Source organism: Gottschalkia acidurici 9a (assembly GCF_000299355.1).
Lineage (GTDB): Bacteria > Bacillota > Clostridia > Tissierellales > Gottschalkiaceae > Gottschalkia > Gottschalkia acidurici.
Window position 1 is genome coordinate 1,346,636 of sequence record NC_018664.1, and the last position, 19,676, is coordinate 1,366,311.

Genomic DNA, 19,676 nt, shown 5'->3' on the forward strand with positions numbered 1-19,676 from the left:
AAATAAGACATATTATAAAATAAAAAAGAAACATGTGAAAGTAGTAGCTATATTATGATTTGGTAAAACTAAGAACTAGAGGTGATATGTTTGGAAATAGGATATTTAGAAAACTTCACAAGTAAAGAAATGATTTTGTTATATTATTTAATAATTATAAATATCATATCTTTCGTAGCTATGGGAATAGATAAGATGAAAGCTAAAAAGGATATGTATAGAATAAGTGAAAATTTTTTAATAATGCTATCTATAGTGGGAGGAGCTATAGGGGAATTACTAGGAATGATTTTATTTAGACATAAAACTAGTAAAAAGAAATTTTATATAGGAGTTCCAATAATTTATATTATAACTAAGACTATAACTGTTATTATGTTTAACTATTTAAGGTAATGAGGATTACTAAAAGATGGAGTGATTATTTTGGAAAAACTAGAGCAACTCATGGAAAAAATTATAAAAGAAGAAGAGCTTATATATGCTGTATTAAGTAACCTTAAAAATAAAAATGCTATAGAATTTAATAAAGTTAATATAAAACCCGTGTTAATAAAAAATGAAAAGTATATTCAATTAGCTTATGAGTATAAAGATAAAGTGCTGCATAAAAATCTTACAAATGATGAATGTATAGAAGAGTTAAAGAATCTGTTTTCAAATTATTTTAAGCAGGCAATGATATTTACGATAGAAGCTGATTATCAAATTTTACTAAGTAAAAAAGGTAAAGTAAGTATACTAAAAAAGAAACCAACTAAAAGTTCTATAGATTTAAATCATGATAGAAAGAAAGAATATATAATAGAAGAAGGAGTACCATGTGATTTTTTAATAAAGCTTGGAGTAATGAACCAAGACGGTAAAGTTTATAGTAAAAAATACGATAAATTTAAGCAGATAAATAAATTTTTAGAATTGGTGTCGGATACAGTTTATAAGATTGAAAAAAAAGAAGCTATAAATATAGTTGACTTTGGATGTGGTAAGTCTTACTTAACATTTGCACTTTATTATTATCTTAGAAAACTATTAAAATTAAATGTAAATATAATAGGATTGGATTTAAAACAAGATGTGATAAAACTATGCAGTAATTTAGCAAAAGAACTTAATTATGAAGGATTACATTTTATAAATAAAGATATTAGAGACTTTGAGGGGTTAGATAAAGTGGATATGGTAGTTACACTACATGCCTGTAATACAGCCACAGATGAAGCGCTTGTTAAGGCAGTAAGTTGGGATGCGGATATTATACTTTCAGTACCTTGTTGTCAACATGAATTATTTAACAAGATAGAGAATTCGACTATGAAGCCTATGCTGAAACATGGAATAATAAAAGAGAGACTATCTAGCTTAATAACAGATAGTTTAAGGGCAAATACTTTAGAGATATTAGGATATAATACTCAGCTTTTAGAATTTATAGATATGGAACATACTCCTAAAAATATAATGATAAGAGCAATAAAATCAAAAGATATCAAAAAATCAGATACATCAGAATATAAAGAATTTAAAAAATTCTGGAACATAGAGAATAACTATATGGAGAAGAGGATAAAAGAAATTTTAAATAAAACGATTATATAAGTATTAAAATTTTTCTATAAAATATTAGTAATCTATAAAAAAAATGATATGACAAATTGGATTAAAAGTGGTATTATATTAATGTCTGTAAGAATAATTACATACAAACTCACTATACCTTAAAGAGCCATCGTACATAAATATAAGATAGCTCTTTTTGTATTATCTAATTACTTCAATAGAATCAATAACAAATTTAGGAATTGTATCTGTGTGATCATCATGTTTTTCTTCAAAGGTTTTTATAGTACCCTTAGCTTTTATTAAGTCAGTATCGGATATACCATCAATAATTTTGGGATCCTTAGCTTCATAAGATAAAGCAGCAATAGATAACTCTCCACTACTCAATGGAAATTCCACTCCAAAAACCTGAGTCTTGTCATCATACTTTAAAAGATATCCTTCCAACGTAATTTCTTTATCTATATATTTGTCTGTATCGTCATATATATCATATATCTTTAAGGCTCTTTCATCACTTACTGCATCTTCTAGATTTTCACCAATCATATCCTCAGATTTAGTATCACCAATAAATCCTAGAGAAAAAACACCTATTAAAGATGAAGCAACTAAAACGAATATAATAGGAAATACTATTAAGGCTTTTTTCATATTAAGTTTATTTTTTAAACTCATTTTATCACGCTCCTAAGTAAATTTCTTTATTATAATATAGTAACCTAATAGATAATAATATTCAACTAATAAAAAATTATAGTGAAAGGTCTAGGTAATAGTGGTATCATAATAAATTTTTAAACATCAATGTATATATAATCAATATTAACGATTGAAGTAAAGTAATTTAAATAATATACTATAATAATATAATTACATAAAATATCATTCATAAAGAGAGGTACAAGATGGATAAGATAATAATATATACAGATGGAGCATGTTCTGGAAATCAGAATAATGAAAATATAGGTGGATTTGGTGCAGTACTTTTGTATAAAGATCATAAAAAAGAGGTATATGGTGGAGAAATAAATACAACTAATAATAGAATGGAAATAAAGGCATGTATAGAGGCTTTAAAAACTCTCAAAAGAAAAGATATACCAGTTGAAGTTTATACAGATTCAGCATATGTATGTAACTGTATAAATCAGAAGTGGTATATTAAGTGGAGAAGTAATGGATGGATAAACTCTAAGAAAGAACCTGTAGAAAATAAAGAATTATGGATGGAATTATTAGATTTAATAGAAAGTTTAGAAAACTTGAAATTTATAAAGGTCAAGGGACATTCAGGAGTAGAATTAAATGAACTGGCAGATTCTCTTGCTAATAAAGGAATGGATCAGTTTAGATAATTTAAAACTTAAATAGAGAAGAGTGAAAATTTGTTTGGATACGTAATGCCGTATAAATCAGAAATGAAAATAAAAGATTATAATATGTTCAGAGGATACTATTGTGGGCTATGTAAAACTTTAGGAAAGAACTACAATCAGCTTGTAAGAATGGGATTAAACTATGATTTATCATTTTTAGCTATAATATTGTCATCATTAGAAGAAGATAGAGATACAGTTAAATTTGAAAGTTGTATCTCTACACCATTAAAGAAAAAAATGATAGTAGATACTAATAGATCTTTAGAATACACTTCAAATATTAGTATTATATTAATCTACTTCAAGTTGTTAGATGATTGGAAAGATGAAAAGTCTATCAAATCATTATTAGCCAACGTTCCATTTAGTATATCAATAAGAAAAGCTAAAAAATATTGTAACTCAAAATATATTGATATAAGCAACAAAATAAACGAACTATCAAGGTTAGAAAATGATAATTGTGAAATAGTCGATGAAGTGGCTGATAAATTTGGAAGGCTTATGGAAAGCATAGCAATACCAGACTTCATAGAAGATGAGAGCACAAGAAGAATACTTAAATCTTTAGGATATAATTTAGGAAGATGGATATATATATTAGATGCTTTTGATGATATAGAAAGTGACGTTAAAAGTGGAAGCTATAATCCTATATTATTACAGTATCAATATAAAGAAGGAGAAAACATCGATCTGTTTTTAGAAAGAATAAAAGATTCGATGGAATTTTCTTTGATATTTACATTAGAGAATATATCAAAAAGTTTCGAACTTTTAAATATAAAACATAATAGAGTTATACTAGAAAATATTATATATATGGGAATGAGAAGTAAGATGGATAATATATTCAATAAAAAAGGAGGAAAAGAATTTGAGAAATCCATATGAAATATTAGAAGTAAGAGAAGGTGCTAGTGAAGAAGAAATAAAAGTAGCCTATAAAAAACTTGTGAAGAAGTATCATCCAGATCAATATGCAAATAATCCATTATCAGACTTAGCTCAAGAAAAAATAAAAGAGATAAATGAGGCATATGATTATTTAATAAAGAATAAAGGAAGCAGAAATAACAATAGAAGCTATAGCAATGATAGAACTGAAAATAGCTATAGTAGTAATGAATATGCAGAAATAAGAAGGTTAATAGAAACGGGAAATATATCTGTTGCAGAACAAATGCTTGATAGAATTATGAATAGAGATGCGGAATGGAACTATTTAAAAGGAATTATATCTCTAAGAAAGGGATGGTATGACCAGGCATATAGATATATACATGTAGCAGTAAACTTAGATCCTAATAATATGGAGTATAGAAATGCTTTAAATAATTTAAACTTTAGAAATACTTCTTATAGAGAGTATGGAAATCAGAGAGGATATAGAAATGATGACTCATTTTGTGGTATTTGTGGATCACTTTTAGTCGCTGATTGTTGCTGTGAATGTTTGGGTGGAGATTTAATAAGCTGTTGCTAGTCAAGAAAGGAGAGTTTATATGAGCAAGAGTAAGAAAATATCTATTGGAGCAATGATAACTATCATTTCAATAGTATTATTGTACCTGACATCTATACTTACTACTACTAAGATATTTTTAATAACTTTATCGTCATTTTTAATATCTGTAGTAGTAATTGAAGCCGGAACTTCAACTGCTCTACTATCATATGCTTCTACAGCTATACTTAGTTTTATATTAATACCCAATAAACTTATGGTTATACCTTATGTAATATTGTTTGGACAATATCCTATAACTAAATATTACGTAGAAAGATTAAATAATTTTGTTTTAGAATGGATTATAAAATTACTATGCTTCAATGTTGCTGTATATATAAACTATATAATTTTTACAATGTTTATAAGTAAAGATATAAATATACCTCTATCCATATGCGCCATAATACTAGCATTACAAGTAATATTTATATTATACGATTATATGTTTAGTAGATTTATAAGTTATTATAGAAATAGAATAAGAAAACACTTACACACAAAATCATAATTTAGAAAGAAGAGAACTAAATGAATAGAATAATCAAAAGACAAAATATACTAATAGTTATAATAATTATATCAAGCATGATTTTTACAGCTTGCAATACTCAAGATACTACAGTGACAAATTCTAAAGAAAAATTATACATACATTTCTTAGATGTAGGACAAGCGGATAGTGCACTTATACAGCTACCTAACGGTGAAGTTGCATTAATTGACGGAGGAAATAGAGACGATAAAGATTTAGTAGTAGATTATATAAAAGGATTGAATATAAATAAAATAGATTATCTGATAGCTACTCATCCTCATGAAGATCACATAGGAGGATTACCAGAGGTTATAAAGAACTTTGATATAGGTAAAATATATATGCCAAAGAAATCTGCGAATACTAGAATTTTTGAATCATTATTAAATGAGATTGAAAAGAAAGGCTTAAAAATAACAGAAGCTAAAGCTGGACTAGACATATTAAAAGGCTCAGATTTAGAGCTCTCTATACTTGCTCCTAACTCGGAAGACTATCAAAATATTAACGAATATTCGATAGTAAACAAGTTAAAGTACAAGGATATATCTATTATATTTACAGGAGATGCTGAAAAAATATCAGAAGATGAAATGATCAAAAAGGGGTATGATTTATCATCAGATGTTTTAAAAGTAGGTCATCATGGAAGCAGTACTTCTTCTACAATCGAATTCTTAGAACAGGTTAATCCTAAGTATGCAGTAATTTCTTCAGAAGCAGGAAATGATTATGGTCATCCACACAAAGAAGTAATAAACAGACTTAATCAAAAAAATATAAATATTCTTAGAACCGATGAGATGGGAACTATAAAGCTAGAATCAGATGGACAAAAAATAGTTTTTTCAAATGAAAAAGGCAGTACTTTAGAAAAGAATAATTCAGAAAACAAAAGTGATGTAAGTAAAAATATGCAGAAAAATAAAACTTACATAGGAAATAAAAATACAAAAGTATATCATGCAAATGATTGTAATAGGCTTCCAAGCTTAGAGAACAGAGTGAATTTTAAATCTATAAAAGAAGCAGAAGGTGCAGGGTATAGAAAAGATAATAGTTGTGTGAAGTAAGGAGGGCGTAGTTTGAGGGGAATAGTAGATAGATTTGAAGGTGAATTTATAGTGGTAGAGCTTGAAAATGAAGAAATGATAAATATAGAAAAATCAAGAGCACCATTAGCTAAAGAAGGAGATATACTAATAATAGAAAGAGAAAGTATAACTATGGATGAGAAAGAAACAGCAAGAAGAAGAGAGAAAATAGAGGAAAAGTTCAACGGTTTGTTTGAATAAAATTAATCTTGAAAGTTTATAAGATAAAGTGTAAAATTATAAGTATTGTAATTAACGTATAAAAGAAAGAGAGGAAATGACAATAATGATTAGTAAGAGAATTAAAAAGGTTTTAGCACTTGCATTAACAGGGGCTATGGTTTTAAGCTTTTCAGGATGTTCAAGTGAAGGTGGAAAAGATAAAGCGGAGGTAAACTCTTTAGAGGCTATAAAAGAAAGAGGTAAGCTAATAATGGGAACTAGTCCAGACTATCCACCTTTTGAATTTAAAGATAAAAATCAAGATGTGGTGGGATCGGATGTAGAGATAGCAAAAGAAATAGCAGAAGATTTAGGAGTAGAGCTTGAGATTAACGAAGCTCAGTTTGACTCACTTATACCAGTACTTCAGTCAGGAAAAACAGATATCATAATGGCAGGTATGAATGAAACACCAGATAGAAAAAAAGAAGTTGACTTTTCAGATATTTACTATACTGGTGAAGCCGTTTTAGTTATAAATAAAAAAGATGTAGACAAATTTAAGTCACTAGATAATCTAAAAGGGAAAACCGTAGGAGCGCAACTTGGATCTATACCAGAAAGCATAGCTAGAAAAGAGCTAAAAGAATCAGAGGTAATATCTATAGGAACAGTATCAGATTTGGTACTACAACTTAAAGGAAACAAAATGAATGCTGTAATAATGGATGATATAGTTGCGGAGTCTTATGTTAAAAATAATAGTGATTTAACTATAATCAATGGAATAGTACTTAAAGGAGAAGAAGCTGGATTTGCTGTAGCTACTCAAAAAGGACAAAAAGATCTAATGAGAGAAATAAATAAAACTTTAAAAAGACTTAAAGATGAAGGAAAACTAGAAAAGTTCTTAGAAGAGGCAATGGAACTTAATAATAAATAATAAATAAAGATAGTATCAACTATCTTTATTTATTATTTATACACTTTTAAATAAAGGAGGTAAGAAATTGGATTTTTCATTTTTACCAGAATATTATCCATTTTTTATAACAGGAGTTAAAAATACATTATTATTATCAATTATAGCTGGAGTATTTGGAGTAATTTTAGGAGCTATATTAGCTCTTATGAAGATATCAAAAAATAAGCCTTTGAGTGCTTTTTCTACAGCTTATATATCTTTTGTAAGAGGAACACCACTTTTAGTTCAACTATTTATTATCTATGTAGGACTTCCTTTTAATCTTGCAAAGATAACAGCTGGGGCAATAGCACTATCATTAAATAGTGCTGCATATGTAGCTGAAATAATAAGATCGGGTATAGAAGGTATTGATGGCGGACAGATGGAAGCAGCAAGATCTTTAGGTATGAATCACGCTATGGGAATGAGATATATAGTCATACCTCAGGCATTTAAAAATGTGTTGCCTGTCTTAGGAAATGAATTTATATCTCTTATAAAAGAATCTTCGCTAGTGTCTGTAATAGGTGTAGCTGAACTTATGAAGAATGTTAATGATGTAAGAGCAATAACTTATAAAACCATAGAACCATTAGCTATAGCAGCTATACTATACTTTATTATGACCTTTACTATTTCTAAGATAGTTCTTAAATTAGAGAGGAGGCTAAAAGTAAGTGATAGAAGTAAATAATTTAAATAAAAAATTTGGTAACTTACATGTATTAAAAGGAGTAAATAGTAATATAAAAAAAGGTGAGGTAGTAGTAGTTATAGGTCCTAGTGGATCTGGAAAAAGTACTTTTTTAAGATGTTTAAATTTACTTGAGACACCGACAGATGGAGAAATTATATTTGAAGGAACATCTATTACAAGTAAAGGTACAGATATAGATAAATTGAGACAGAAGATGGGAATGGTTTTTCAACAGTTTAACTTGTTTCCACATATGACTGTTTTACAAAATATAACGTTAGCACCTATGAAACTGAAAAACATGAGTAAAGAAGAAGCTGATAAAGTAGCATTTAATCTTTTAAAGAGAATAGGTTTAGAAGATAAAGCACAAACTTATCCAAATAACTTATCAGGAGGACAAAAGCAAAGAATAGCAATAGCAAGAGCTTTAGCTATGTCTCCAGATGTGATGCTATTTGATGAACCTACTTCAGCATTGGATCCTGAAATGGTAGGTGAGGTTCTAGAAGTTATGAAGGACTTAGCTAGAGATGGAATGACTATGGTAGTAGTTACTCATGAAATGGGATTTGCTAAAGAAGTTGGAGATAGAGTATTATTTATGGACGGTGGGTTTATAGTAGAAGAAGGTACTCCAGAAGAAATATTTAATAATCCTAAAAATGAAAGAACTAAAAACTTCTTAGCGAAGGTTCTAGTATAACAATAAATTGAACAGATGAAATTAAAGGGGAAGATAGGTATGTATTTATTAAAACCAGAAGGTTATAGGCCTAGATTGGACGTTATGGAAACTGTAATAGCGATAAAGCAACTGAAAGATTTTTTTGAAAGTGCATTAGCTAAAGAACTAAATCTTACAAGAGTTTCTGCACCACTATTTGTAAAGTCAGAATCAGGACTAAATGATGACTTAAATGGTGTAGAAGAGCCAGTATCATTTAAAGTAAAAGATGATGACAATTGTAAAGTTGAGATAGTTCACTCGTTAGCTAAATGGAAGAGGATGGCTCTTTCAAGATATGGATTTGAACCAGGACAAGGACTTTATACAGATATGAATGCTATAAGACCGGAAGAGGAACTAGATAATACTCATTCTATTTATGTAGATCAATGGGACTGGGAAAAGGTTATAAGAAAAGAGGAGCGAACAGAAGATACTTTAATAAATACAGTAAAATCGATATTTAAAGTATTTAAATCAGCAGAAGATTATATATGCGAACTATTTCCTCAAATTGAAAAATATTTACCAGATGAGATCACTTTTATTACTTCTCAAGAGTTAGAAGATATGTATCCAACAATACCATCACAAGAAAGAGAAAATATTATAGCTAAAGAAAAAAAAGCAGTATTTATAATGAAGATTGGTCATGTATTAAACTCTGGGGAAAAACATGATGGTAGAGCGCCGGATTATGATGATTGGAATCTAAATGGGGATATAATATTCTGGAATCCGATACTTAATAAATGTCTTGAATTGTCTTCAATGGGAATAAGAGTAGACGAGGAAGCACTAAAAGAGCAATTAAAAATTACAAACTCGGAAGAAAGATTAGAATTTAAGTATCACAAACTATTAGTTGAAGGAAAATTACCATATACTATAGGTGGTGGAATTGGACAATCTAGAATATGTATGTACTTTTTACAAAAAGCTCATATTGGAGAGGTTCAAGCTTCTATATGGCCAGATGAAATGATAATGGAATGCGAAAAGTCTAATATGTTTTTACTATAAATAGAATTAAAATAAATATTGAAGAAATATATGATGTATAGAAATTACTTTATATATTTCTTTTTTTAAGGAGAAGAGTTTTTATGTCTAAAAATAAGATATACTACTTAATACTAGGTCTAGGACTCGGTATAGTACTAACAAGTTCCATAAATATCGCTTTCAATAAGCCAAAACAAATAGAATATTCTGAACAAGAAATTATAGAAAAAGCAAGAGGCTTAGGAATGATTAGTGTAAAAGAAAATATAGAAGCCAATAGCAAAAAAGATCAGGATAAAAATAATAAAGAAGCTAATAAAGAAGATGATATAGAAGAAGTTTCAAATAAAGTAGAGATAGATCAGGAGTCAAATAATCAGGTAAACAATCAACCAATAAAAACAAAAACTTCACAAACTCAGGCAAAAGGACAAGCAAAGACACAATCAAATACAAAGCCTAAAGAACAGAAAGTTCAGCAGAAGGAAAATGTTGATTCGCAGCCTAAATATGCAACTATTAATATAGGAAATGGAGATACAGCAACTAGTATAGTTTCAAGACTTAAAGAAGCTAACATTATACAAGATGAAGAAGACTTTATGAGAGTCTTAAAAGAAAATGAGCTTCAGGGAAAGTTTATAACAGGAAGTCATCAAGTTAAAGTAAATGGAACATATGATGAAATTTTAAAAAGTTTAATAAAAGAAAAAGATATTAAGAATATGAGTACTGAATGAAAATAAGTGCTCATTTTTTGCATATTTTAAGGAAATATAAATCATAATAATGATTACATACAATAAAATTTATAGAAAGAGGAGATATATAAATTGAGTAATAACATTAATTTTGAAGATATAAAGCAAAAATTTATAAATGCAGATTTAAGTGAGAAAATAAGAATCTATACTACAACACAGGGATTAACCGTTGAGCAATTTAAAGAACTTTTAAAGCTATATCCTCTTCAACACTTAGATAAACTAGAAAAAGCTATGCAATAAACCCAGGAAACTGGGTTTATTTTAGTGTATAATAAAGAATAAATTACATAAGGGGGGGTAAATATTGAAAATAAATAATCTTTTTAAATTTATCATAATTTTAATGCTACCAGTTACACTTCTGCTCACTACAGTAGAAAAAGTTACATTTGATATAGAATATTTTAATAAAAAATATAGTGAATATAATATTTCAACAGAAACAGGAATAGATAAGGAAGATCTAACAAGGATTACACACCAGTTGCTTGATTATTTGAAAGATAAAGAAGATAACATCATAATGACAGCAAAGATACATGGTGAAGAAGGACAAGTTTTTGGAGAACGAGAGATACTACATATGATGGACGTTAAGAAATTATTTATAGAAGGTTTCAAAATAAGAAACTTAACTTTATTATTATCGATAATATCTATTATATGTTTAAGAATTAGAGAAAAGAAAGAATTAGGGAAATCATTCATTTTATCCTCAACTATATATTTATCATTAATAACAATACTTGGTCTTTTAATGTATCTAGACTTTAATAAATATTTTACTTATTTTCATCAGATATTTTTTAGTAATGACTTATGGTTACTAGATCCTAAAACGGATGTATTAATACAAATGCTACCTTTAGAATTCTTTTATAGTATAGCTTATAAAATAGTAACATTCTTTATTATAGAACTTATTATTATACTTGTATTAGGAATATATCTAAATAAAAGTTATAAAAATCTTTCACAACGTCAATAATTAAAGTGAAAGGTGGCGTAAAAATGGAGTATTTAAAAAAGCTTAATGACAAATTAAAGATAAGAAGGTATTATTCAGAGGAAATCAATAAAGGAAAGAGTTATATAGGAAGTTTATTAGATAAGATTATAATGAGTCTTATTATCTTTGTATCCTTACTAATATATATTTATATTAAAACTAACAATATAGTAATATCATCTATAATATCAATTCAGTTTTTAATTATATATGCTATTGTTTTTCAAAAGATAAGTCAGAAAAAAATAGATGAAAGTATAGCGTGCATAGATAAAAAATTAGTGAAAGAAAAAATATATAAAAACTTGATAGATCAGACTCCATATGCTTATGTAGAGTATATAGAGAAAACATTGAAAGGTTTTAGTATAAATAATACTAAAATATATAATGAAAAAGGAATAGATATAGTTGGAAAAATAAGAGAAAAACAGATTGGAGTAAAGTGCTTTCAATATAAAGAAGATCATAAAGTGGATGTAAACGATGTAAAGGAATTCTTCATAGAACTTAGAAATAAAAACATAAAAAAAGGGATGCTCATAACAACATCTTCTTTTACTGAAGATGTGAAACTTTTCTTTAAAAGACTTGAAGAACATGTAGATGTAAAGCTTGTAGACATGGATGAATTGTTAAATAAAATGAAGAAAACGGAAATCTATCCTAGTAAAAGTGAAATAGAAAAAATAATATTGCAAAAAATAAGGGATAATAGAGTTAAAGTTAGAAATGAGAGCAAAAAGATAGTATCAAGAGATAGTACTAAAAAGTGTATTATAAGTGGTCTCATGCTCATCTTATTTGGAAAGATAACTCCATATGAAGGATATTATAATATAGTAGGATATATACTAATATCTTTAGGTCTAGTTCCAATTATAAAGTCAGCTATAGAAGTCATAGTATTCGTAGATGTTGAAGAAAATGATGAAAAAGGTGATACTGTATAGTCAAGATGTTTACAAACAATTAGAAGTAATGTACAATGTCCCTATCAGAAGATAACACATTTTTAATAACTACTATTAATATTACTTATGAAATCATAGGAGGAAAAGATGAAAAAAGTTTTAGCCATAATGGGAAGCCCTAGAAAGGGAAAAAATGCAGATCAACTATTAGATAAGGTTTTAGAAGGAATTAAAGATTCTGGAGAAGAGGTAGAAATAAAAAAAGTATATTTAAAGGATCTGAAGATATCACACTGTATAGGTTGTGGGTATTGTGAAAAAACAGGGAAATGTTTCATGGATGATGATATGAATGTACTTTATGACGAGTTTGATTCTGCAGACTCTGTAATAATAGCATCACCAGTGTACTTCAACTCAGTAAATAGCTTTACGAAGGCTATGATAGATAGATGCCAAGCTTATTGGTCTAGTAAATATGTACTGAATAAGCCTTCAATAGATAGAAATAAAAAAAGACTAGGAGTATTTTTAGGCGTAGGAGGAGCACCTGAGACAGAAGATCAGTTTTTAGGAGCTAAATTAGTTATTGACTACTTCTTTAGAGCTGTAAATAATAAATATGAAAAAGACATACTAGTTCCTCATACGGATGAAAAAGCTGTATGGGAAAGAGAAGATATAATGAAAGAAGCATATGAAACAGGAAAGCATTTATTCGATAATTTCTAAAAAATTATGAATATTGTATACAAATATTTGATTTTTGTTAAAAAAAGATTATAATTTTATTAACAAGCTTATTAATAAAAGGAGAGATAGAACATGAAAAAAGAATTACCTATAGCACTATCAAATAGACACTTACATTTAAGTCAAAAAGACTTAGAAGTACTTTTCGGACAAGGATATGAATTAACTAAAGCAAAAGATTTAGCTCAACCAGGACAATATGCTTGCGAAGAAAAAGTTGACGTGGTAGGACCAAGAGGAACTTTAAAGGGTATGAGAGTTTTAGGACCATGTAGAGCTGATACACAAGTAGAAGTTTCATTTGCAGATGCAAGAGCATTAGGAGTAGAAGCAATCCTAAGAGACTCAGGTGATATAGAAGGAACACCAGGAGCTAAACTAGTAGGGCCTAAAGGTGAAGTAGATTTAGAAAAAGGTGTTATAGCAGCTTCAAGACATATACACTTTAGTACAGAAGATGCAGAGAAATTTGGAGTTAAAGACAAAGATATAGTTAAAGTTAAAGTAGGTGGAGAAAGAGGTCTAGTATTTGATAATGTCTTAGTAAGAGTTTCTCCTAACTATGCATTAGAGATGCACGTTGATGTTGAAGAGGGAAATGCAGCAGGAGTTAAAAATAATCAAACTGTAGAAATAGTTGAATAATGAATAATATCGCCCAATTTATAGATCACACTATATTAAAGCCTGATGCAACTAAAGCTATGGTTAAAAAAGTATGTGATGAAGCAAAAAAATATAATTTTGCTTCTGTTTGTGTGAATCCATACTATATTAAATATGTAAGCGACGAGCTAAAAGAAAGTAATGTGAAGGTTACTTCGGTTATAGGATTTCCACTAGGCTCAACATCCAAAGATGCGAAAGCTTTTGAAGCTAAAAAAGTATTAGAGGATGGCGCTAATGAAATAGACATGGTTATAAATATAGGGGCAATTAAAGATAGATGTTTAGATATAGTTAGAGAAGATATACAAGCTATTGTAGATATTGTAAAGGATAAAGCTATATTAAAAGTTATAATAGAAACTTGTCTTTTGACTGAAGACGAAAAGAAGATAGCTTGCGAGATATCTAAAGACTGTGGTGTAGATTTTGTTAAAACTTCAACAGGATTTAGTATAGGTGGAGCAACTGAAGAAGATGTTAAACTTATGAAAGAAATAGTAGGTTCAAACATAGGAGTTAAAGCATCCGGAGGTATAAGAACCATAGAAGATGCGGAGAAAATGATAAGAGCGGGAGCTACTAGAATAGGAGCTAGCTCCTCTGTAAGTATAGTAGAATCAGCTCAAAGTATAAGAAATAATAGATAAATTACTTACAAATTTAAATAAAAAGACATTATATAAATTTATATAATGTCTTTTTACTTTTAATGATATATGGTTACATTACTCCATTGACTTATAGTTCTCTAGAGCTTTAGAAAGCTGGTCGGCACAAGATGTGTTTTTAGCACCACAAGTGATGTGTTTTAACTTGGATATTAACTCTTCAACTTCCATATCTTCAGCCAATATTGAAAGTGCTTGAAGGTTTCCGTTACACCCACCTAAAAAAGAAATATTTTTTACTTTGTTATCTTCAATATCAAAAGAAATTTCTCTAGGACAAATACCACTAGGAATAAATTTCATTATTAAAAACCTCCTTTAAGAACATATTTTGTTACGTCCTGTATTTTTAGCCTCATAAAGTTTTTCATCGGCATAAGCTTTAACTTTATATATATCAGAAACTGTTTCATTATAGCTTGCAACTCCAACTGAAACTGTTATTTTAACTTCAACTCCAGAACTTAGAATAAAAACATGATTTTCAACTATAGATCTTATTTTTTCAGCAAATCTAAGTGTTTGGCTTTTCGAACAATGTCTTAATAATATACAGAACTCTTCTCCACCAACTCTTCCTACATCATATTTATATCTGGATATATTGTTAAAAATTAACCCTAATTGTTTCAAAATCTCGTCTCCAGATGGATGACCATAAGTGTCATTAATTTGCTTAAAAAAATCTACATCAATCATTAAAATGGAAAAATTAATATTTTCTTTTTTTGCTAATTCTAAGGTATCCTTAAGTAAGGCATTAAATCCTCTTGAATTATTAAGATTAGTTAAGAAGTCAGTATTTGCTTCTTTTTTTAGGTCTTTTAAATTTTTATAACCTATATAAATATAGTCCAAAAGTAAATAAACAATTATAGTGATAAAAATAGTTCCAAACCAAAGTGATACTATATCTTTTAGAATAATAGTCTCACTATCTAAGACCTTAATCAGAACTATAGTTCTGATTACTAAGCTATATATTATCATGTAAATCCATTTTTTCTGTTGATTGGTATGAAAATATAAAATAAAAGCACATCCTATAGAATTAATGATTATACTTATAGATGTTATTATAGAATTATAGCTTATACCAAGGTAAATTAAATAAAATATAGAAGAAATTGCTCCTGTTACAATTACAGAAACAGGACCACCATATATAGCAGAAATTACTTGAGGTATATGTCTGAAGTCAAAAAAAACCTCACGATTAACCTTTATGTTGTATATCATTAGAATAATACTTAAAAAGCCATACACGACTCCAGAAATAAATTTCTTTTTTATTGAAGAACTAGGATTCAAATCTTTGAAATTCAAAAATTCATTCAATATAAAAAGTATGGATATCAAAATACATCCATTAATAAATAAGTCGCTTATCATAAGCTCAACCCCTAATGATGCAAGAATGAATATTTAATTTATACACAATTACAATTCTAAACTAAAATAAGCACAATGTCTAGAGTGATGGATTTTTTAACAGGTGAAAATAATACAATTATATGATATAATACCCAGAGAATTATTAAATTTAAAGAGAGAAAGAGGAAGGAAAACAGATGATTACTGTAACTAATGTAGGTTTAAGATATGGAGAAAGAAAGCTTTTTGAAGATGTAACTCTTAAATTTAGTCCGGGCAACTGTTATGGAGTTATAGGAGCTAACGGTGCTGGTAAAAGTACTTTTTTAAAAATATTATCTGGAGAAATAGAGGCTAATACAGGAGAGGTAAGTATACCAAAAGACATTAGGGTTTCTGTATTAAAGCAAGATCATTATCAATATGATGAATATACAGTTCTAGATACTGTTATAATGGGAAATGCTAGACTGTATGAGATTATGAAAGAAAAAGATGCATTATATGCAAAGCCTGACTTCACTGATGAAGATGGAATTAAGGCTTCAGAGCTAGAATGTGAGTTTGCAGAGTTAGATGGATGGGAAGCAGAGTCAGAGGCTTCATCACTATTACAAGGACTTGGTATAGGGACAGATCTTCACGATAAATCTATGACTGACTTATCTGGATCAGATAAAGTTAAGGTATTACTTGCTCAAGCGTTATTTGGAAAGCCAGGAGTACTAATTCTAGATGAGCCGACTAACCACTTAGATATACAGTCTATTAATTGGCTAGTAGAATTCTTAATAGAGTTTGAAGGTACAGTTATTGTTGTATCTCACGATAGACACTTCTTAAATCAAGTATGTACTAATATAGCAGATGTGGACTTTGGAAAAATCAAACTATATGTTGGTAACTATGACTTCTGGTATGAGTCAAGCCAATTAGCTCTTCAAATGGCAAAAGATCAAAACAAAAAGAAAGAAGAAAAAATTAAGCAATTACAAGAGTTTATTGCAAGATTTAGTGCTAATGCTTCAAAATCAAAACAAGCTACATCACGTAAAAAATTACTGGATAAGATATCATTAGATGACATACAACCATCAAGTAGAAAGTATCCTTATGTAGGATTTACTATAGAGAGAGAAGTAGGAAATGATATACTTACAGTGGAGAAATTAAGTAAGACTATAGACGGAGAAAAGATTTTAGACAATGTAAGTTTTACAGTTTCTAAAAATGATAAAATTGCATTTATAGGGGAAAATGAACTTGCAATTACTACACTTTTCAAAATAATAATGGGAGAAATGGAGCCAGATAGTGGAACATTTAAATGGGGAGTTACAATAACTAACTCATATTTTCCTAAAGATAACTCAGAGTTTTTTAATGGTGTAGATTTAAGTTTAGTAGATTGGTTACGCCAATACTCTGAGGAGAAATCTGAAAGTTATCTAAGAGGTTTCCTTGGAAGAATGCTATTTTCAGGAGAAGAAGCTTTGAAAAAGGCAAGTGTACTTTCAGGGGGAGAAAAAGTTAGATGTATGCTTTCTAGAATGATGTTAAAAAATGCGAATGTGTTAATACTAGATCAGCCAACTAACCATTTAGACTTAGAGTCTATTACTGCGGTAAACAATGGACTTAGAGACTATAAGAGTAATGTATTATTTGCTTCACATGACCATCAATTTATTCAAACTATAGCAAATAGAATCATTGAAATTACTCCAAATGGAGTAATAGATAAACTAATGACTTACGATGAGTATTTAGAAAGTAAAAATAATAAATAAAACTAAAAAGCTATAGATAAGAGTATAATACTTTAAATCTATAGCTTTTTGGCTATGTAATTGATTGCTAAATGAGCAATGTTTTTTAAAATATAAATGATACTTATAGCAATACTTAGAAAGATGTATATATCTTTAAAATCTATTATGTAATGTGAAATCAATAAGAAATCTAAACTGCCTTTCCAAAATACTCTATCAATAGTAGATGAAATACATGCAGATGCGATAAGCACCAATATGGAAGAAAGGTATAAGCTTTTGAAATTTATAGACTTTAGATATTTATATATAGGTATCATTAAGATTAAAAGAATTAAGTTGATTAATATTAACTTATTTAAGCTCACATTCAAATCTATAAATAGACCATTAAACATAGACATACTTGAAGTATTTAAAAATGGCCTAAAAGCTAAATAGCCATTGAATACACTAAACGTAGTATCCATGAATAAGAGATTTATAATTATTTTAGATGTTGAGTCTATAATAATTAGTAGTAGAATTAAAGAAAAGATCATTATTTACACCGACTCTCTGAATGTATTTATAGTTCTATAATATTATATTTTAATATTGAGGCATATCCAAGCAATAAATGAAAAGTACCTATGGTAAATCTAGGATAGAAAAATTAGTTATTAAATATATTATAACTTAATAAGAAGGGTTGTGAAAGATTGAATTGGAATATAAAAAATTTGAGGAACTAAGTTTAGAAGAATTATATGAGATACTTAAGGCTAGATATGAGGTATTTACTGTAGGACAAAAATGCTTATATCAGGATTGTGACGATAAAGATAAAAACTCTTACCACTTATATGTAGAAGAAGATGATAAAGTAGTTGCATATTTGAGAATAGTCGATAAAGGAATTTCTTATGATGAAGTATCTATAGGGAGAGTTATGGTATTAGAAAGTCACAGAGGAAAAGGACTGGCTAGAGAAATGACTTTAAAGGCTATAGAATTTATAAAGAATAATCTTGGAGAAAACAGAATAAAAATATCTGCTCAAGAGTATGTAAAAGAATTTTACAAGGGTTTAGGATTTAAAGAAGTATCAGATGTATACTTAGAGGTAGAAATACCTCACATAGAGATGGTATATGAGTGTTAAATAGTAGTGTTATAAATAAGTATAACATATGTCCTTAGTACGACACTAAACTGCTCTATTTTTATGTAAATAAATAAAATAATATAGAAAATAGAACGATGTTTCATTCAATATTAATTTCTTTTAGCTTTCCAGCCATATTAAAAGATTTATTCCCTTTTATCTCTACGCTTATAAGGTTTAACTTCATCAGTAAGATTTAATAAATAATCAACACTTACTTTGTAAAAAGTAGATAATTTTATGAGAATATGTGTTGGAATATCTACTTCACCACGTTCATAGTTACTGTATATTCTTTGACTACAATTCAATATTTCAGCCATTTCCTTTTGAGTCATGTCTTTATCTTCTCTGAGATTTCTTATTCTCTCAAATATCAAAGCAATCATTAATATCTCTCATGTCGGCCATAAGGGTCTTTTTCATCTGTTAGACCTACAAGATAATCTATGCTTGTTTTATAAAATTTAGCCAATTTAATTAGCGACTCACTTGGGATATCTAGAATACCACTTTCATATCGTGAATAGGTTGTTTGGCTTATATTAAGTATTTTTGCAATTGCTTCTTGGTTTAAGTCGTTATCCTCTCTTAAATTTCTAATACGTGGATACATATAAATCACCTCGTACATAAATAATACTTTATGCGATTAATGCATATTGACTTTTATGCGAAAAACGCATAAAATGGAATTGAGGTGATTTTATGCTAAATTATAAAAAACTGTATTTCAAATTATTTAATGATTTGACGTATGCAATAGATTTATTACAGGATATACAAGTGCAAGCAGAAAACATGTACATAAATGAAAAACAATCAAATAAAGTACAATCAAATAAATCATCAAAAAACAAAAAAGCCTACTAAATAAGTTCGGCTTTTTTATTTTAAATTAAGTTTTTATTAATAAAATTCTTAATAGAGACAATTACAAGAGAAGAGTTTT

At 28.3% G+C, this 19,676-nt stretch carries 27 protein-coding genes; 21 read left to right on the forward strand and 6 right to left on the reverse strand.

What is annotated here, in order from left to right; translation table 11 throughout:
- Window positions 1-81: 81 nt before the first annotated feature.
- Both CURI_RS06255 and CURI_RS06260 read left to right on the forward strand, forming a co-directional pair.
- The gene (locus CURI_RS06255) at window positions 82-396 is read left to right on the forward strand and encodes a DUF1294 domain-containing protein (protein WP_420805146.1); all 315 of its coding nucleotides are present in this window, start codon (window positions 82-84) and stop codon (window positions 394-396) included.
- Between the two features lie 21 nt (window positions 397-417).
- Window positions 418-1,599: a class I SAM-dependent methyltransferase gene (locus tag CURI_RS06260; RefSeq protein ID WP_420805147.1), complete on the forward strand. Its 1,182-nt coding sequence runs from the start codon at window positions 418-420 to the stop codon at window positions 1,597-1,599.
- Between the two features lie 162 nt (window positions 1,600-1,761).
- Here the strand turns inward: CURI_RS06260 and CURI_RS06265 are convergent, their stop codons facing one another.
- Window positions 1,762-2,241 carry a hypothetical protein gene (locus tag CURI_RS06265; RefSeq protein ID WP_014967387.1) on the reverse strand — a complete coding sequence of 160 codons (480 nt, stop codon included), beginning with the start codon at window positions 2,239-2,241 and terminating at the stop codon, window positions 1,762-1,764.
- Window positions 2,242-2,471: 230 nt separating this feature from the next.
- Here CURI_RS06265 and rnhA point away from each other — a divergent pair, with 230 nt between their 5' ends.
- The 17 genes from rnhA to deoC all read left to right on the forward strand — a co-directional run bounded on the left by rnhA (window position 2,472) and on the right by deoC (window position 14,410).
- Window positions 2,472-2,924, forward strand: a complete 453-nt coding sequence (gene rnhA / locus CURI_RS06270) for a ribonuclease HI (RefSeq protein WP_014967388.1) — start codon at window positions 2,472-2,474, stop codon at window positions 2,922-2,924.
- Between the two features lie 30 nt (window positions 2,925-2,954).
- Window positions 2,955-3,842, forward strand: coding sequence for a DUF5685 family protein (locus CURI_RS06275; protein WP_014967389.1), 888 nt, complete (start codon window positions 2,955-2,957; stop codon window positions 3,840-3,842).
- Window positions 3,826-4,434, forward strand: a complete 609-nt coding sequence (locus tag CURI_RS06280) for a J domain-containing protein (RefSeq protein WP_014967390.1) — start codon at window positions 3,826-3,828, stop codon at window positions 4,432-4,434. Before CURI_RS06275 ends, CURI_RS06280 begins: the two co-directional genes overlap by 17 nt.
- A 19-nt stretch (window positions 4,435-4,453) precedes the next feature.
- Window positions 4,454-4,969 carry a hypothetical protein gene (locus CURI_RS06285; RefSeq protein ID WP_014967391.1) on the forward strand — a complete coding sequence of 172 codons (516 nt, stop codon included), beginning with the start codon at window positions 4,454-4,456 and terminating at the stop codon, window positions 4,967-4,969.
- 20 nt (window positions 4,970-4,989) lie between these two features.
- On the forward strand, window positions 4,990-6,069 hold the full coding sequence (locus CURI_RS06290; protein WP_014967392.1) for an MBL fold metallo-hydrolase: 1,080 nt from the start codon (window positions 4,990-4,992) through the stop codon (window positions 6,067-6,069).
- A 12-nt stretch (window positions 6,070-6,081) separates the two neighbouring features.
- Window positions 6,082-6,291: a DUF3006 domain-containing protein gene (locus CURI_RS06295; protein WP_014967393.1), complete on the forward strand. Its 210-nt coding sequence runs from the start codon at window positions 6,082-6,084 to the stop codon at window positions 6,289-6,291.
- Window positions 6,292-6,376: 85 nt separating this feature from the next.
- Window positions 6,377-7,195, forward strand: a complete 819-nt coding sequence (locus tag CURI_RS06300) for a transporter substrate-binding domain-containing protein (protein ID WP_014967394.1) — start codon at window positions 6,377-6,379, stop codon at window positions 7,193-7,195.
- A gap of 67 nt (window positions 7,196-7,262) precedes the next feature.
- Entirely contained in the window at window positions 7,263-7,913 is a 651-nt protein-coding gene (locus tag CURI_RS06305) for an amino acid ABC transporter permease (RefSeq protein WP_014967395.1), read from the forward strand.
- Window positions 7,897-8,622 (forward strand): amino acid ABC transporter ATP-binding protein, encoded by a 726-nt coding sequence (locus CURI_RS06310; protein ID WP_014967396.1) that lies wholly within the window; start codon window positions 7,897-7,899, stop codon window positions 8,620-8,622. Before CURI_RS06305 ends, CURI_RS06310 begins: the two co-directional genes overlap by 17 nt.
- 39 nt (window positions 8,623-8,661) lie before the next feature.
- The gene (gene asnA / locus CURI_RS06315) at window positions 8,662-9,669 is read left to right on the forward strand and encodes an aspartate--ammonia ligase (protein ID WP_014967397.1); all 1,008 of its coding nucleotides are present in this window, start codon (window positions 8,662-8,664) and stop codon (window positions 9,667-9,669) included.
- Window positions 9,670-9,752: 83 nt separating this feature from the next.
- Window positions 9,753-10,391 carry a hypothetical protein gene (locus tag CURI_RS06320; protein WP_014967398.1) on the forward strand — a complete coding sequence of 213 codons (639 nt, stop codon included), beginning with the start codon at window positions 9,753-9,755 and terminating at the stop codon, window positions 10,389-10,391.
- Between the two features lie 93 nt (window positions 10,392-10,484).
- The gene (locus tag CURI_RS15530) at window positions 10,485-10,658 is read left to right on the forward strand and encodes a hypothetical protein (protein WP_014967399.1); all 174 of its coding nucleotides are present in this window, start codon (window positions 10,485-10,487) and stop codon (window positions 10,656-10,658) included.
- Between the two features lie 64 nt (window positions 10,659-10,722).
- Window positions 10,723-11,406 (forward strand): TIGR01906 family membrane protein, encoded by a 684-nt coding sequence (locus CURI_RS06325; protein WP_014967400.1) that lies wholly within the window; start codon window positions 10,723-10,725, stop codon window positions 11,404-11,406.
- A gap of 23 nt (window positions 11,407-11,429) precedes the next feature.
- Entirely contained in the window at window positions 11,430-12,380 is a 951-nt protein-coding gene (locus CURI_RS06330; protein WP_014967401.1) for a restriction endonuclease, read from the forward strand.
- A gap of 108 nt (window positions 12,381-12,488) precedes the next feature.
- On the forward strand, window positions 12,489-13,073 hold the full coding sequence (locus tag CURI_RS06335; protein ID WP_014967402.1) for a flavodoxin family protein: 585 nt from the start codon (window positions 12,489-12,491) through the stop codon (window positions 13,071-13,073).
- Window positions 13,074-13,166: 93 nt separating this feature from the next.
- Window positions 13,167-13,739: a phosphate propanoyltransferase gene (pduL, locus tag CURI_RS06340; RefSeq protein WP_014967403.1), complete on the forward strand. Its 573-nt coding sequence runs from the start codon at window positions 13,167-13,169 to the stop codon at window positions 13,737-13,739.
- Complete coding sequence (deoC, locus tag CURI_RS06345) at window positions 13,739-14,410, forward strand: deoxyribose-phosphate aldolase (RefSeq protein ID WP_014967404.1); 672 nt, start codon at window positions 13,739-13,741, stop codon at window positions 14,408-14,410. The genes pduL and deoC overlap by 1 nt, the downstream gene beginning before the upstream one ends.
- A 78-nt stretch (window positions 14,411-14,488) precedes the next feature.
- Here deoC and CURI_RS06350 read toward each other — a convergent pair whose 3' ends face one another.
- Together CURI_RS06350 and CURI_RS06355 are read right to left on the reverse strand one after the other, a co-directional pair.
- Complete coding sequence (locus tag CURI_RS06350) at window positions 14,489-14,734, reverse strand: TIGR03905 family TSCPD domain-containing protein (protein WP_014967405.1); 246 nt, start codon at window positions 14,732-14,734, stop codon at window positions 14,489-14,491.
- Between the two features lie 15 nt (window positions 14,735-14,749).
- Window positions 14,750-15,823 (reverse strand): diguanylate cyclase, encoded by a 1,074-nt coding sequence (locus CURI_RS06355; RefSeq protein WP_014967406.1) that lies wholly within the window; start codon window positions 15,821-15,823, stop codon window positions 14,750-14,752.
- A gap of 179 nt (window positions 15,824-16,002) precedes the next feature.
- Between CURI_RS06355 and CURI_RS06360 the strand changes: the two genes are divergently transcribed.
- Window positions 16,003-17,595 carry an ABC-F family ATP-binding cassette domain-containing protein gene (locus CURI_RS06360; protein ID WP_014967407.1) on the forward strand — a complete coding sequence of 531 codons (1,593 nt, stop codon included), beginning with the start codon at window positions 16,003-16,005 and terminating at the stop codon, window positions 17,593-17,595.
- Window positions 17,596-17,633: 38 nt separating this feature from the next.
- Here the strand turns inward: CURI_RS06360 and CURI_RS16530 are convergent, their stop codons facing one another.
- Window positions 17,634-18,119, reverse strand: a complete 486-nt coding sequence (locus tag CURI_RS16530; RefSeq protein ID WP_014967408.1) for a signal peptidase II — start codon at window positions 18,117-18,119, stop codon at window positions 17,634-17,636.
- A 164-nt stretch (window positions 18,120-18,283) separates the two neighbouring features.
- Here CURI_RS16530 and CURI_RS06365 point away from each other — a divergent pair, with 164 nt between their 5' ends.
- Window positions 18,284-18,721 (forward strand): GNAT family N-acetyltransferase, encoded by a 438-nt coding sequence (locus CURI_RS06365; RefSeq protein WP_014967409.1) that lies wholly within the window; start codon window positions 18,284-18,286, stop codon window positions 18,719-18,721.
- A gap of 149 nt (window positions 18,722-18,870) precedes the next feature.
- Here the strand turns inward: CURI_RS06365 and CURI_RS06370 are convergent, their stop codons facing one another.
- Window positions 18,871-19,113: a helix-turn-helix domain-containing protein gene (locus CURI_RS06370; protein WP_014967410.1), complete on the reverse strand. Its 243-nt coding sequence runs from the start codon at window positions 19,111-19,113 to the stop codon at window positions 18,871-18,873.
- The gene (locus CURI_RS06375; RefSeq protein WP_014967411.1) at window positions 19,113-19,340 is read right to left on the reverse strand and encodes a helix-turn-helix domain-containing protein; all 228 of its coding nucleotides are present in this window, start codon (window positions 19,338-19,340) and stop codon (window positions 19,113-19,115) included. The genes CURI_RS06370 and CURI_RS06375 overlap by 1 nt, the downstream gene beginning before the upstream one ends.
- Window positions 19,341-19,676 lie beyond the last annotated feature (336 nt).